The sequence below is a fragment of the Rhodococcus sp. P14 genome, from assembly GCF_000256505.1.
GTDB lineage: Bacteria > Actinomycetota > Actinomycetes > Mycobacteriales > Mycobacteriaceae > Rhodococcus > Rhodococcus ruber.
This window is the reverse complement of the sequence record NZ_AJFC01000002.1, coordinates 1-14,184: the sequence shown is the minus strand read 5'-3', so window position 1 is coordinate 14,184 and position 14,184 is coordinate 1. Positions and strand designations below refer to the sequence as shown.

The following is a 14,184-nucleotide window of genomic DNA, read 5'->3' as shown; positions in this document are numbered from 1 at the left end:
GGGGCGGGGCCCGCCGTACCGGCGGACGTATTCGAGTTGCACCTCGTCGACGAGCGAGTGCACCGCGGCGTCGTCGAGGGAACGCGGTTCGATGTGCACGCCCGCAGGCTAGCGCGCGGAATACTGGGAGCATGAGCACCGTCGCCGACGGAGTGGACTTCGTGGCCGCTCCGTGGCTCTACCCCGGACCCGCCGCGCCGGGGACGGGCCTGCTCACCCGCGACGGCTACCACCGCGCACGTGCTCGCGCCGACTTCGGTGCGAGCACCCTGCGGCTCGCCGGTACCACCCGGACCGTCGACGGCGCGCTCCGGGCGGCCGGCGTCGACGGCGTCCGGGACCGGCGTCTCGTCGTCGCCGTGGGGTCCAACGCCTGTCCCGCGGTGGTGGCGCGCAAGTTGACGGGCGGGCACGTCGACCCCACCGTGCCTTTCCTGCGCGCGACGGTGACGGGCATGGCGGTCGGGCACAGCGCCCACGTCAGCGTGGCCGGTTACGTCGCGGCGACCGCGTTCCGCCGGCCGGGGGCCCGCACCGCGGTGTTCGCGTCGCTGCTGGACCGGGACCAGCTCGCGTGCCTCGACGCGACGGAGCCGAACTACACGCGCCGCGCCGTGACCGCGGACGAGTGCATTCTCGCGATCGACGGGGGAGCGCGGCCGGTGGGCTTCGACGTGTACGTCTCGAAGTGGGGCACCCTCGCGCCGCCCGGGGGGTCGCCGATACCGCTGCAGACCCAGGAGGCGCTGTTCGGCACACTGCTGCGCGAGTGCGCCGGCTTCGCGGCACTCGTGGGCCGCCGACCGCACGAGTATCGGTCCGTGATGACGGAACTCGCCGGAGCGGCAGACCTGCGCGCCGCCCTGCGACGGTCGTTCGCCGCGTCGGGCTGGGCCTCCCGCAGCGGCTTCGGCGACTGATCCGGGTGCCGAAAGACGGGTGCGGCCGCTCGGCCGATGCGGCGACGACACCCCGAATCGATCCCGGTCACGACCGGCCCGTCTCCTCCAGACGACGGCGCAGGTGCGCGCGTTCGGGTTCGGTTCCGGCCAGCTCGAGTGCCCGCCGGTAGGCGACGGCGGCCTCGTCGTCGCGGCCGAGCCGGCGCAGCAGCTCCCCGCGGGCCGTGAGATACGGGTGGTAGCCGCGCAGCCGGGGCTCGTCCGCGAGGGCGTCGAGCAGCACCAGACCGGCCTCCGGACCGTCCCGCATCGCCACCGCCGCGGCGCGGTTGACCGCGACGACCGGCGAGGGCGCCAGGGTGGTCAGGACGTCGTAGAGCGCGACGATCTGCGGCCAGTCGGTGGAGGCGACGTCGGCGGCCTCGTCGTGCAGCGCGGCGATCGCGGCCTGCACGCCGTACGGGCCCGGCGGGCCACCGGTCAGCGCCACGGGCACGAGAGCGGTGCCCTCGGCGACGAGAGCGCCGTCCCAGCGTGCACGGTCCTGGTCCGCGAGCAGAACCACCGCGCCCTCCGGCCCGGTCCGGGCGTCGCGGCGCGCGTGGGTCAGCAGCATCAGGGCGAGCAGCCCGGTCACCTCCCGCTCACCGGGCAGCAACCGGTGCAGGATCCGGGCCAGCCGGAGAGCCTCGTCGGCGAGGTCCGGACGCTGCAGGTCCGGCCCGGAACTCGCGGCGTATCCCTCGGTGAAGATCGAGTACAGCACCTGCAGTACACCCGGCAACCGCTCCGGCAGTTCGTCCCGCTCGGGCATCCGGAACGGAATGCGGGCCTGCCGGATCTTCTTCTTCGCCCGCACGATCCGCTGCGCCATCGTCGCGGTGGGGACCAGGAAGGCCCGCGCCACCTCGGGCGTCCCGAGCCCGGCCAGGCACCGCAGGGTCAGCGCCACCCGGTCCTCGGTCGCCAGCGCCGGGTGAGCGCAGGTGAAGTACAGCTGCAGGCGCTCGTCGGGCACGTCGCTGCCGGCCACGGGGGTGGGAGAGTGGTCCGCCCGATCCGAATCCACCTGCAGGACGGCCAGCCGGGCGGCGTAGGCCTGATCCCGCCGGAGCCGGTCGACGGCCTTGCGCCGCGCCGTCGTCAGCAACCAGGCCCCCGGCTTGACCGGCACGCCCCGGACGGGCCAGTGCACCAGCGCCGCTTCGATCGCCTCGCCGGCCACGTCCTCGGCCAGGTCGAGGTCGCCGAAGCGGTGCACGAGGGCGGCGAGCAACCGCCCCCGCTCCTCCCGGAACACCGCTTCGACGGCTGCGTCGACCCGCGCGCCGGCGCCCGGCCCGTCCGTCGCGGTCACTGCCCGAAGTCGGCGATCGGCCGCACCACCACGGATCCACCGCCGCGCGCTCCGGGGCAGCGGGCCGCCCAGTCCAGCGCGACGTCGAGGTCGGGCACGTCGACGACGTAGAAGCCGCCGAGAACCTCGCGCGTCTCGGCGAACGGCCCGTCCGTGGTGACGGATCGCGCCCCGTCGGGACCGACCCGCACGGTCGTGGCGGTGGTCAGGTCGGCGAGCGATTCCGAGGCGACGACGACTCCCGCCTCCTGGATCTCCTTGTCGAAGACCATCCACTCCTCGACGGTGCACTGGTCGCCGGCCTCGGCCGATGCGGCGTTGATCAGCATCATGTACTTCATATCGAGCCCTTCTCGTAGGGTGGGTGTCCTGCACGGCAGGGTTGCCGTACGACATGACGACGAACGGAACCGGGTCGGATCGACAGGAGCCGCCGGTTCGTTCCGGACTACGGCCGCGCCGGGTGTCGCGCGGAGGCATGCAGCCGGGGTGAGGAGGCATTCATGAGCGTGCCGCGACGGCTCGCCGCCCTCGTCTCGATCGCCGCGACGGTGCTCGGGCTCACCGCGCTGGTGGCCTCCGCGACGGACGTGGCGAGCAACGCCGTGATCGCCTGGGCGTCGCTCGGCCCGTACCTGCTGCTCGGGACGGTGGCGGGTGCGGTCGTCGCCGCCCTCGCCCGGCGCCCGGTTCTGCTGGCCTCGGCGCTCGCGGTCGTCGCCGCCGGAGCCTGGACCCTGGGACCGTTGTACGTACCGGGTGTCCGGGACGACCGGCCGGCCTCGACTTCCGGTCCCACGATCCACGTGATGCAGGCCAATCTGATGGTCGGGCAGGCCGACCCGGATGCGCTGGTCCGGACGGTGCGCGAGCGGCGGGTCGACGTCCTGACCGTGCAGGAACTGACCGAGGACGCGGTGGCCGCGCTGCGGGTCGCGGGACTCGACGACCTGCTTCCGCACCGCTTCCTGGCCCCGACGCCGACCGGCGGTGCGGGCGCCGGGATCTACAGCCGGTTCCCCGTCTCGGCCGGCCGCACGCTCGACGGGTTCGGGCCGACGAACCTGGCCGCGACCCTGGACACCGGCCCCGGGCGGCCGCTGATCCTGTACGCCGTGCATCCCGCGCCCCCGTACCTGACACCGGCTCCGGCGTGGGCGGCCGAGCTCGAACGCCTGGACGAGGAACTCGAGTCGGTGACCGGCCCGGCCCCGGTCGTGGTCAGCGGGGACTTCAACGCGACGTACTCGCACACCCGCTTCCGCGACCTCCTCGACTCCGGGTACGTGCACGCCGCGGACCGGGTCGGCGGCGGGCTCGTGCCGACGTATCCGGCGGACCGCCGCTATCCGGCCGTCGTCGGGATCGATCACATCCTCACCCGGGGCGCCACGGCGATCTCCCTCGACCGGATCGAGCTCCCCGGCTCCGATCATCACGGCCTCGTCGCCGTCGTCCGGCTCCCGCCGCCGGCCGGGGACGAGAGTTCCGGCGACGGCGAATAGCAATCTCACCGCACGACCCGCAGCCGGATGTCCGTCGCCACGGGGCCCTGGGTGGTGCCGAGACGTTCCAGCGCGAGCGGGTCGCCGACGAACGTCACCCCCGGAACCGGCTCGGCCGGCGGGCGGTGGGTGAGCACGAACTGCGGTCCGCTCCAGCCGCCACCGAACGCCTCGCCCTCGGTGGGTGTGCCCTTGTGCGGGTCGTCGCCGCGGAAGGTGCGGTTGCCGACGAGGAGCGCACCGATCTCGCCGACGAGTTCGTCGATCGCCGGATCCGGCCCCAGGTACGGCACCAGCCACGACATGTCGTCGCCGGGGCCGGCGATGAATCCGTCGATCGACATCGTGGCCGAGTACAGCAGCTTGCTCATGGCTCACCTTCCGCTCGCGGCGTCTCGATTCTGTCCGTACCGACCGCCGAACGGGCGAGAACTCGTCGCGGCACCGTGCTCCGCGTCCACGGGGACCGTCGCGCCGGCCGGACGAACGCGCTGCTCAGCGCGTCCACCGGCAGCGGGTGCCGGCTCGGGTCGAGCATGCACTCGCCACTGCCGACGGCGACCCGAAGGGCACACCCCTACCATCGGACCGGTGACCCGCGACCTCGCCACCGCCTACTGGCCCGACATCGAACCGGGCCGCGCGACGGTCGCGGTTCCCGTCGGCGCGCTCGAACAGCACGGGCCGCATCTTCCGCTCGACACCGACACCCGGATCGCCCGGGCGCTGACGGCAGCCCTGCCGGGTGTGCTCGTCGCGCCGGCCCTCGAGTACGGGGCCAGCGGCGAGCACGAGGGCTTCCCCGGCACCGTCTCGCTCGGCGCCGACGCGATGGAGACCGTCTTCGTCGAATACGGACGTTCGGTGTGCCGGTGGGCCGCGCGCCTGCTGTTCGTCAACTGGCACGGCGGCAACGTGCCCGCACTGACCAGAGCGGTGTCCCGGCTCCGGTACGAGGGCCGCGACGCGGCGTGGCTGCCGTTCGCCGTGCCCGGCGGCGACGCCCATGCCGGCGTCACCGAAACCAGCCTGCTGCTGCATCTGGATCCGCACGTGGTGGACACCGCCCGCGCCGAGAAGGGAAACACCGGCACCCTCGCCGACCTGATGCCACGAATGCGCACGGGCGGTATCGTCGCCGTGTCCGCGAACGGCGTGCTGGGGGATCCGACGCCCGCGAGCGCAGCGCAGGGGGCACGATGGTTCGCCGACATCGTCGATCGAGCGGCGGCACAGACGACCCGGTGGGAGCCGGATGCGAAAGGAAGACTCCGTTGACGAGCACGGCCCGACTGCCCGACGGATTCGGCGTCCGTATCGATCCGCGGGTGCGCGCCTACTCCGACGGTCGCGTGCTCATCGGCGGTTCACCCACGCGCATGCTCAAGCTCGCCCCCGCGGCCGCGGCGATGATCGGTGACGGCTACGTGAAGGTCGTCGACTCGCAGACCGCCGTCGTGGCGCGACGCCTGCTCGACTCCGGCGTCGGAAACCCCCGTCCCACCGCGTTGCCCGCCACCTCCGACGTCACCGTCGTGATTCCCGTGAAGAACAACCCGGCCGGGCTCGAGCGCCTGCTGGCCGCCGTCGAGGGCCTGACGGTGATCGTCGTCGACGACGGCTCGGACGTTCCGTTGTCCGCCCCGGCCAGGGACTCGCTCCGGGTGCTGCGGCACGAGCGGTCCCGCGGCCCGGCCGCGGCCCGCAACACCGGCCTGCGCGCCGCCACGACGCCGTTCGTCGCCTTCCTCGACTCGGACGTGGTGCCGCGCAAGGGCTGGCTCGAGGTGATGCTCGGGCACTTCTCCGACCCGGCGGTGGCGCTCGTCGCGCCGCGCGTCGTCGCGCTCGAACCCGACAGGGGCGCCCTGGGACGCTACGAACACGCGCGCTCGTCGCTCGATCTCGGCCGCCGCGAGGCCGCCGTCAAGTCCGGCAGCCCGGTCGCGTACGTGCCGAGCGCCGCGATCATCGTCCGTCGCGACGTGCTCACCGCGACCGGCGGATTCGACGAGACCATGCACGTCGCCGAGGACGTCGACCTGTGCTGGCGGCTGCAGGAGGCCGGCTGGCGGCTGCGCTACGAACCCGTCGCGCACGTGGCGCACGATCACCGCGTGGGGTTCCGGAAGTGGTTCACCCGCAAGGCCTTCTACGGCACCGGTGCGGCACCGCTCGCGAGCCGCCACCGCGGTTCGGTACCGACGATGTCGATGTCCGGGTCGATGCTGTTCGCGTGCGTGGCCGCCGCGAGCCGCACCCGCCTCGGGGCGGTCGGCGCGGTCGCGTCGCTGTCGGTGACGATGCTCCGGCTGCGCCGGATGTTCGCCGAACTCGACCAGCCGACCCGGATCGCGGCGGTGCTCACCGCGCAGAGCTTCGCCGGCGGACTGTGGCAGGTCGCCTCCGCGCTGTGCCGGCACTACTGGCCGATCACGTTCGTCGCCGCCGTGGTCTCGCCGAGAGTGCGTCGCGCGGTCCTCGGCTTCGCCGTCGCCGAGGGGCTGTGGGACTGGTACGGCCACCGCGAGGACGGCGGCCTCGACCCCCTGCGCTACGTGTTCTACAAGCGTCTCGACGACATCGCCTACGGCGCCGGACTGTGGTGGGGTGCGGTCGTCGCCCGGGATGCGGCGGCGCTCGCGCCCCGCATCCAGGGTTGAGCGGGGTAGTCGCGCCCGTGGCCGCGCCGGCGCACGCCGACGTCGTCGTCGTGGGGGGTGGCAGTTGCGGCTGCGTGCTGGCCGCCCGGCTCAGCGAGGATCCCGACCGGACGGTCCTGCTGCTCGAGGCCGGCCCCGGCTACCGCTCCATCGCGGACACCCCGTCCGCGGTGCTCGACGCGACCGTCCTGCCGGTCGGTCCGGACAGCCCGTGGACCTGCGCCTACCCGGTCCGGCTGACCCGACGTCGCCCGTCCGTCGTCGCCCGCGGCCGGCTGCTGGGCGGCTCCGGCGCGGTCAACGGGGCGTACTTCGTGCGGGCCCGCCCGGACGACTTCGAGGCCTGGCCGCCGTCCTGGTCGTTCGATCGGGTGCTGCCGCATTTCCGCGCCACCGAGACCGATGCCGACGCCGGGACGGGTGTGCACCGTCGCTGGCACGGGACGTCCGGTCCCGTGCCCGTCGCCCGTACGCCGTGGGAGCGGCTGCACCCGGTCGGTGCCGCATTCCACGACGCGGCCCTCGCCGCCGGATATCGCCGGATCGCCGACCTCAACGCGCCCGGACCGGACGGGGTGGGCCCCGTCCCGCTCAACATCCGCGACGGGATGCGCGTCGGTCCGGCCCACGCGTACCTGCTGCCCGCACTGACCCGGCCGAACCTGACCGTGCGCACGGGAACCCGCGTGCGCCGGGTCGTGCTCTCGGGGTCGCGCGCGGTCGGCGTCGAGACCGAGGACGGCGAGACCGTCGGCGCCGGCCACGTCGTGCTCGCCGCCGGTGCGATCGGCTCCCCGCAGCTGCTCATGCTCTCCGGCATCGGCGCCGGCGCCGAGCTGACCCGCCTGGGCGTCACCCCGCGGATCGAGCTCCCCGGGGTCGGGACGGGCTTCACCGACCACCCGGAGATCGCCGTCCCCTACCGGTACCGCGCCCCGCAACCCGGACCGGCCCCGGTCCTGCAGGTCGTCCTGCACACCGGCAATCTCGAGATGCGCCCCTACACCGCACCGTTCGCCGCGTCCGTCCCTGGAAGCGGCGTCGCGGACCCCGTTCTGGGTGTGGTGCTCACCCGTCCCCGCAGCCGCGGCACGATCCGCCTCGACCCGGCCGATCCGACGCGGCCGCCGCTGCTGGACTACCGCTACCTCGAGGACCCGGGCGACCGTGCCGACTTGCGCGACGGGGTCGCGCACGCCGCGCATCTGCTCGCGGCGATGCCGGACGTCGTGGACCGGACCGGGGTCGATCCCGACGCGTTCGACCCCGGCGACGCCTGGCTCGAACAACACCTCGGGACGTCGCTGCACCTGTCCGGGAGCTGCCGGATGGGCACCGACGAGGCGGCGGTCGTCGACGACCGGTGCCGGGTGCACGCCACCGAGGGACTGAGCGTCGTGGACACGTCCGTGTTCCCGCAGGTGCCCGGCCGCGGCCCGCACGCGACGGCGGTGATGCTGGCGGAGCGGGTGGGCACGGGGGCGGGCTTGTGACTTGGGTTACAGTTGTCCGGAGGAGGAACCGGCAGATGAGCAGCACCGCATGACCGACGAACGATCCGGCTCGGCCAACCCGTGGGTGGCGCTGCGGCCCGGTGACGATCCGTCGCAGCTGGCGCAACGGGTGTCGTCGGCGCACAGTTCGTTCCTCGACGCGGCCGACACGTCGGTCGTGCCGGCCTCCGTGCGGTCGGTGGTCCGCGAATCCTGGCTGCGCAGCCGCCGCAACGGGATCAGTCCCGACGCCGTCGAACAGCCGAGCCTGCTCACCGGCCTGGACCTCGAGCGGTACCGGGCCGGGCATCCGATGGCGCTGATCCGTCCCGTCGTGCGCAAGCTGCTGGTGGAGGACGCCGCCGACAGCGGGCTGCTCGTCGCGATCAGCGACGAACAGGGCCGGTTGCTGTGGGTCGAAGGCGACCATGCGGCCCGGGACCGGGCGCTGTCGATGAGCTTCGTCGAGGGCGCCGACTGGAGTGAGGAGCGGGTGGGCACCAACGCGCCCGGCACCGCTCTCGCCGTCGACCACTCGGTCCAGATCGTCGCCGCCGAGCACTTCAACCGCACCGTGCACGAGTGGAGTTGCTCGGCCGCGCCGGTGCACGACCCGAGCACCGGCCGGATCCTCGGCGCCATCGACATCACCGGCGGTCTGCGCGTCGCCGCGCCGGAGGTGCTGCAACTCGTGCGGGCCACGGTCGCCGCCGCCGAGTCGGAACTGCGGCTGCACCTGCTCAGCTCGCCGCGGCTGTTGTCGTCCGCTCGCACGAGCCTCGACACGTTCGGTTCCGGACGGCCCACGTTGCACCGCGACGGCGAGCGGATCCCGCTGTCGCAGCGGCACGCCGAGATCCTGCTGCTGCTCGCCGAGCATCCCGAGGGTCTGAGCTCGGACCGGCTTGCGGTGCTGCTCGACGAGTCCGAGCTCGACTCCGTCACCATTCGTGCCGAGATGTCGCGGCTGCGAAAGGTTTTCGGATCCGAGGGGCTCGGTTCTCGCCCGTACCGGCTCCTCGGCGAACTCGTCACCGACGTCGCGGAGGTCCGCGGTGCGCTCGACCGCGGTGACGTGGCGACGGCGGTGCGCCTGTACGCCGGGCCGGTGCTGCCCGGATCGGTCGCGCCCGGCGTCGAGGAGATCCGGGACGAACTGCGCGCCCGGGTGCAGGCGGCGCTCCTCCGCGCCGGCGACGCCCAGTTGCTCGCGCGGTGGACGGCATCGGTGCACGGGCGCGACGACATCGCCGCCTGGGAGGCGTACCTGACCACCCTCGATCCGCACTCGACGCTGTTCGCCCAGGTCAGGGCCCGGATCGAGCTGCTGGACCGCCAGCTCGGCATCTGAGGTTGCAGCTACGCAACGTAGTTGCAACCCACCGGCTCGTAGTGTTCCGGATCACACGCCCCGCATGGGGTGTGTCAGACCATCCGAGGAGTGAACACCGATGACCGTGTACGCCCGTCCCGGCTCGCCCGACGCCCTGATGTCCTTCCAGTCCCGCTACGACAACTGGATCGGCGGCCAGTGGGTACCGCCTGTGAAGGGTCAGTACTTCGAGAACGTCACCCCGGTCACGGGACAGCCGTTCACCGAGGTGGCCCGGTCCACCGAGGAGGACATCGAGCTGGCCCTCGACGCCGCCCACGCCGCGGCGCCGGCCTGGGGCAAGACCTCCGTCGCCGAGCGGTCCATCCTGCTCAACAAGATCGCCGACCGTATCGAGGAGAACCTCGAGTCGATCGCCCTCGCCGAGACCTGGGACAACGGCAAGCCGATCCGCGAGACCCTCAACGCCGACATTCCGCTCGCGATCGACCACTTCCGCTACTTCGCGGGCGCGATCCGTGCGCAGGAGGGCTCGATCTCCGAGATCGACTCCGAGACCGTCGCCTACCACTTCCACGAGCCGCTCGGCGTCGTCGGCCAGATCATTCCGTGGAACTTCCCGATCCTGATGGCGGTGTGGAAGCTTGCCCCCGCCCTGGCCGCCGGCAACGCCGTCGTCCTCAAGCCGGCCGAGCAGACGCCCGCCTCGATCCTGCACCTCATCTCCGTGATCGGCGACCTGCTGCCTCCGGGCGTGGTCAACATCGTCAACGGCTTCGGCGTCGAGGCCGGCAAGCCGCTGGCGTCGAGCCCGCGGATCCGCAAGATCGCGTTCACCGGCGAGACCACCACCGGCCGCCTGATCATGCAGTACGCCTCGCAGAACCTGATCCCGGTCACCCTCGAGCTCGGCGGCAAGAGCCCGAACATCTTCTTCTCCGACGTGCTCTCGGCCAACGACGACTACCAGGACAAGGCGCTCGAGGGCTTCACGATGTTCGCCCTCAACCAGGGCGAGGTGTGCACCTGCCCCTCGCGCTCGCTGATCCAGCAGGACATCTTCGACGACTTCCTGTCGCTGGCCGCGGTGCGCACGAAGGCCGTGCGCCAGGGTGATCCGCTCGACACCGACACGATGATCGGTGCGCAGGCGTCGAACGACCAGCTCGAGAAGATCCTGTCCTACATCGAGATCGGCAAGAGCGAAGGCGCCCATGTGATCACCGGTGGCGAGCGCGCCGACCTCGGCGGCGACCTGTCCGGCGGCTTCTACGTCCAGCCGACGGTGTTCAGCGGCCACAACAAGATGCGCATCTTCCAGGAGGAGATCTTCGGACCGGTGGTCTCGGTGACCTCCTTCCGGGACTTCGACGACGCCATCTCCATCGCCAACGACACCCTCTACGGCCTCGGCGCCGGCGTCTGGTCCCGCGACGGCGGGGTCGCCTACCGGGCCGGTCGCGCGATCCAGGCCGGCCGGGTGTGGACCAACACCTACCACCAGTACCCCGCGCACGCGGCGTTCGGCGGCTACAAGCAGTCCGGCATCGGCCGCGAGAACCACCACATGATGCTCGATCACTACCAGCAGACGAAGAACCTCCTGGTGTCCTACGCTCCGAAGGCCCAGGGCTTCTTCTGATCAGACCCGGCGCCTGTCACGTCACCCCCCCTGCGACGTGGCAGGCGCCGTTCCCATTCCGCCCTACCCCCGCCGACAATCGGAAGGCACCGTATGTCCGTCCCGCTCCGCCTCGTCGCCACCGCCGACGCGGTCACGCTCCTGCGCCGCCTCGCCGAGCGCCACGGGCCGCTGATGATGCACCAGTCCGGCGGCTGCTGCGACGGGTCGGCGCCGATGTGCTATCCGGACGGCGACTTCGTCGTCGGCGACCTGGACGTGCTGCTGGGGGTGCTGGACCTGCGTCTCGAGGTGGGGCGGACGGCAGACGACCTGCCCGGCGGCGCCGACGCCGTCCCGGTGTGGATCTCGGGATCCCAGTTCGAGGCGTGGAAGCACACCCGGCTCGTCCTCGACGTGGTGCCGGGCCGCGGCTCCGGGTTCAGCCTCGAATCCCCCGAGGGGCTCCGGTTCCTCAGTCGCGGCCGTGCCTTCACCGCTCAGGAGAACGACGCTCTCGCCCGCGACACCCCCGTGCTCGGCAAGCAGTGGGCCGCCGGCGCCCGCCCGGATCCGGCCACGGAGCCGACCGTCGTGGCCGAGGCCGCCGATGCGTGCCCGGTGCCGACGACCCCGGGTCGCTCCTCGTAACACTTCCGTGACCGCGTACTGACGCGGTGTGTACATACCGCTCGTACCGTGAGTACGCGCGGTGTCCTCGGCGTGCCTGCTCGACACGTCGCCATCCTCCGTCGAGAAGAGGAATCATGTCGTTGACCGACCCGCCCCGGACCGGAACCGCGGCTCACCACGACGGCGCGGACTTCCACGCCGAGAGTCGTGCCTATCTCGAAAAGCGAAGTCTGAGAAAGGGTTCGGCAGGCTGGATTCTGCTCGCGGGGCTGGGGGTCAGCTACGTCATCTCGGGTGACTACGCCGGCTGGAACAACGGCCTGGCCGAAGGCGGGTTCGGTGGACTGCTCGTCGCCTCGGTGATCATCGCGGCCATGTACTTCGCGATGGTGCTCGGCATGGCGGAGTTGTCCTCCGCGCTGCCGGCCGCCGGCGGCGGCTACACCTTCGCCCGTCGCGCACTCGGACCCTGGGGTGGATTCGCCACCGGCACAGCAATTCTCATCGAGTACTCGATCGCCCCGGCGGCGATCGCCACGTTCATCGGCGGGTACGTCGAGTCGCTGAACCTGTTCGGCATCACCGACGGGTGGTGGATCTACCTCGCCGTGTACGCGGTGTTCATCGGCATCCACCTCACCGGCGCGGGCGAAGCCCTCAAGGCGATGTTCGTGATCACCGCGATCGCACTCGTCGGGCTCGTGGTGTTCGCGGTCTCGGCCGTCGGGCTGTTCGACACCGCCAATCTGACCGACATCGCCGTCGACGAGACCGCCGCCGGTGCGTCGTCGTTCCTGCCCTTCGGTCTGTTCGGCATCTGGGCGGCCGTGCCGTTCGCGATCTGGTTCTTCCTCGCCGTCGAGGGGGTGCCGCTCGCCGCGGAGGAGGCGACCGAACCGGAGAAGAACGTGCCCAAGGGCATCATCGTGTCCATGCTGGTACTGCTCGTCACCGGTGCGACCGTGCTGTTCCTGGCCACCGGCGCGCTCGGCGCCGAGGCCCTGTCCAGCTCCGGCAACCCGCTCGTCGAGGCCCTCGGCGACAGCGGCGCCGCGAAGGTGGTCAACTACATCGGCCTCGCCGGTCTGATCGCGAGCTTCTTCTCGATCATGTACGCGTACTCGCGGCAGACGTTCGCGCTCTCGCGCGCCGGTTACCTCCCGACGAGCCTGTCGCTGACCAACAAGCGCAAGGCGCCGGTGCTGGCGCTGATCGTCCCCGGTGTGATCGGGTTCGCGCTGTCGCTCACGGGGGAGGGCGCGATGCTGCTGAACATGGCCGTCTTCGGTGCCGCGGTGAGCTACGTGCTGATGATGGTCAGCCACATCATGCTGCGGCGGCGCGAGCCGAACATGCCGCGGCCCTACCGCACCCCCGGCGGTGTCGTCACCACCTCCTTCGCGCTGGTCGTCGCGGCCGCTGCCGTCGTGGCCACCTTCCTGGTCGACCCGATCGCCGCCCTGTGGACCCTCGGCGCCTTCGCCGCGTTCATGGCCTACTTCGGGCTCTACAGCCGGCACCGGCTGGTGGCGAACTCGCCCGACGAGGAGTTCGCCGCACTCGCCGAGGCGGAGGCCGAGCTGAAGTGAGCGTCTACACCCAGCACCTCGCCGGCACCACCTACACCTTCGACGGCCTCGTGGACCTGCTCGCCAAGGCCACCCCGCGCCGCTCCGGCGACGAACTCGCCGGCTGCGCGGCCGAATCCGACGCCGAGCGCGCGGCCGCGCAGTGGGTGCTCGCCGACGTCCCGCTCGACGTGTTCCTCGCCGAGCCGGTGGTGCCCTACGAGACCGACGAGGTCACCCGGCTGATCCTCGACGACCACGACCGCGACGCCTACCGCGCCGTGCAGCACCTGACGGTCGGGGGACTGCGCGACCTGCTCCTCGACACCGTCACGAAGGCCGATGCGGCCGCGACGTTCGCCGCCCTGTCACCCGGCCTGACGCCCGAGATGGTCGCCGCCGTCAGCAAGCTCATGCGCAACCAGGACCTGATCGCGGTGGCCCGCGCGATCGAGGTCACGTCGGCGTTCCGCACCACCGTGGGACTTCCCGGCCGGCTCGGCACCCGGCTGCAGCCCAACCATCCCACCGACGACCCGCGCGGCATCGCCGCCGCGACCCTCGACGGGCTGCTGATGGGGTGCGGCGACGCCGTCATCGGCATCAACCCGGCGACGGATTCGCCCCGGGCCACCGCCGACCTGCTGCACCTGCTCGACGAGATGCGGCTGCGCTTCGACATCCCGGTGCAGTCCTGCGTGCTCTCCCACGTGACGACCACCCTCGGCCTCATCGAGGCCGGCGCCCCGGTGGACCTGGTGTTCCAGTCCATCGCCGGCACCGAGGGCGCCAACGCCGGCTTCGGGGTGAACCTCGCGCTGCTGCGCGAGGCGAACGAGGCCGGTCGCGCCCTGGGGCGCGGCACCGTCGGGGACAACATCATGTACCTCGAGACGGGACAGGGTTCGGCGCTGTCGGCCGGCGCGCATCTCGGCACGGGCGGACGTCCGGTGGATCAGCAGACCCTCGAGACCCGGGCGTACGCCGTCGCCCGCGCGCTCGACCCGCTGCTGATCAACACGGTGGTCGGTTTCATCGGCCCGGAGTACCTCTACGACGGCAAGCAGATCGTCCGGGCGGGCCTCGAGGACCACTTCTGCGGCAAGTTG

Annotated in this window: 13 protein-coding genes; 10 read left to right on the top strand and 3 right to left on the bottom strand. The window is 72.1% G+C overall.

Going from position 1 to position 14,184, the window contains the following annotated elements; genetic code table 11:
- Nucleotides 1–131 precede the first annotated feature (131 nt).
- Entirely contained in the window at nt 132–920 is a 789-nt protein-coding gene (locus OEY_RS0100150; protein WP_010591937.1) for a hypothetical protein, read from the top strand.
- A gap of 67 nt (nt 921–987) precedes the next feature.
- Here the strand turns inward: OEY_RS0100150 and OEY_RS0100145 are convergent, their stop codons facing one another.
- Together OEY_RS0100145 and OEY_RS0100140 are read right to left on the bottom strand one after the other, a co-directional pair.
- On the bottom strand, nt 988–2,259 hold the full coding sequence (locus OEY_RS0100145; protein WP_010591936.1) for an RNA polymerase sigma factor: 1,272 nt from the start codon (nt 2,257–2,259) through the stop codon (nt 988–990).
- Nucleotides 2,256–2,600, bottom strand: a complete 345-nt coding sequence (locus OEY_RS0100140) for a YciI family protein (protein ID WP_010591935.1) — start codon at nt 2,598–2,600, stop codon at nt 2,256–2,258. The genes OEY_RS0100145 and OEY_RS0100140 overlap by 4 nt, the downstream gene beginning before the upstream one ends.
- Before the next feature lie 162 nt (nt 2,601–2,762).
- Between OEY_RS0100140 and OEY_RS0100135 the strand changes: the two genes are divergently transcribed.
- Complete coding sequence (locus OEY_RS0100135) at nt 2,763–3,764, top strand: endonuclease/exonuclease/phosphatase family protein (protein WP_010591934.1); 1,002 nt, start codon at nt 2,763–2,765, stop codon at nt 3,762–3,764.
- Nucleotides 3,765–3,769: 5 nt separating this feature from the next.
- On the opposite strand, the gene OEY_RS0100130 is transcribed toward OEY_RS0100135, so the two are convergent.
- The gene (locus OEY_RS0100130) at nt 3,770–4,135 is read right to left on the bottom strand and encodes a dihydrofolate reductase family protein (RefSeq protein ID WP_010591933.1); all 366 of its coding nucleotides are present in this window, start codon (nt 4,133–4,135) and stop codon (nt 3,770–3,772) included.
- Between the two features lie 220 nt (nt 4,136–4,355).
- Between OEY_RS0100130 and mftE the strand changes: the two genes are divergently transcribed.
- The 8 genes from mftE to eutB all read left to right on the top strand — a co-directional run.
- A complete protein-coding gene (gene mftE / locus OEY_RS0100125; protein WP_010591932.1) occupies nt 4,356–5,042 on the top strand; it encodes a mycofactocin biosynthesis peptidyl-dipeptidase MftE in 687 nt (228 codons plus the stop codon).
- Entirely contained in the window at nt 5,039–6,427 is a 1,389-nt protein-coding gene (gene mftF / locus OEY_RS0100120; protein ID WP_010591931.1) for a mycofactocin biosynthesis glycosyltransferase MftF, read from the top strand. Before mftE ends, mftF begins: the two co-directional genes overlap by 4 nt.
- Nucleotides 6,428–6,444: 17 nt before the next feature.
- Complete coding sequence (gene mftG / locus OEY_RS0100115) at nt 6,445–7,920, top strand: mycofactocin dehydrogenase MftG (protein WP_010591930.1); 1,476 nt, start codon at nt 6,445–6,447, stop codon at nt 7,918–7,920.
- 49 nt (nt 7,921–7,969) lie between these two features.
- On the top strand, nt 7,970–9,271 hold the full coding sequence (locus tag OEY_RS0100110) for a helix-turn-helix domain-containing protein (protein WP_010591929.1): 1,302 nt from the start codon (nt 7,970–7,972) through the stop codon (nt 9,269–9,271).
- Between the two features lie 100 nt (nt 9,272–9,371).
- Nucleotides 9,372–10,895, top strand: a complete 1,524-nt coding sequence (adh, locus tag OEY_RS0100105) for an aldehyde dehydrogenase (RefSeq protein ID WP_010591928.1) — start codon at nt 9,372–9,374, stop codon at nt 10,893–10,895.
- 93 nt (nt 10,896–10,988) lie between these two features.
- Nucleotides 10,989–11,525 carry a DUF779 domain-containing protein gene (locus tag OEY_RS0100100; RefSeq protein WP_010591927.1) on the top strand — a complete coding sequence of 179 codons (537 nt, stop codon included), beginning with the start codon at nt 10,989–10,991 and terminating at the stop codon, nt 11,523–11,525.
- A gap of 116 nt (nt 11,526–11,641) precedes the next feature.
- A complete protein-coding gene (gene eat, locus OEY_RS0100095) occupies nt 11,642–13,096 on the top strand; it encodes an ethanolamine permease (RefSeq protein ID WP_010591926.1) in 1,455 nt (484 codons plus the stop codon).
- Nucleotides 13,093–14,184, top strand: a 1,092-nt coding sequence (eutB, locus tag OEY_RS0100090; RefSeq protein WP_010591925.1) for an ethanolamine ammonia-lyase subunit EutB, incomplete at its 3' end; no start/stop codon positions are given. The genes eat and eutB, both read left to right, overlap by 4 nt.

Bases quoted from the DNA above. Each gene is read 5' to 3' on its own strand.
- OEY_RS0100150 (WP_010591937.1), top strand. From the start codon at position 132: ATGAGCACCGTCGCCGACGGAGTGGACTTCGTGGCCGCTCCGTGGCTC.
- OEY_RS0100140 (WP_010591935.1), bottom strand. From the start codon at position 2,600: ATGAAGTACATGATGCTGATCAACGCCGCATCGGCCGAGGCCGGCGAC.
- OEY_RS0100135 (WP_010591934.1), top strand. From the start codon at position 2,763: ATGAGCGTGCCGCGACGGCTCGCCGCCCTCGTCTCGATCGCCGCGACG.
- OEY_RS0100130 (WP_010591933.1), bottom strand. From the start codon at position 4,135: ATGAGCAAGCTGCTGTACTCGGCCACGATGTCGATCGACGGATTCATC.
- OEY_RS0100110 (WP_010591929.1), top strand. From the start codon at position 7,970: ATGACCGACGAACGATCCGGCTCGGCCAACCCGTGGGTGGCGCTGCGG.
- adh (WP_010591928.1), top strand. From the start codon at position 9,372: ATGACCGTGTACGCCCGTCCCGGCTCGCCCGACGCCCTGATGTCCTTC.
- OEY_RS0100100 (WP_010591927.1), top strand. From the start codon at position 10,989: ATGTCCGTCCCGCTCCGCCTCGTCGCCACCGCCGACGCGGTCACGCTC.
- eat (WP_010591926.1), top strand. From the start codon at position 11,642: ATGTCGTTGACCGACCCGCCCCGGACCGGAACCGCGGCTCACCACGAC.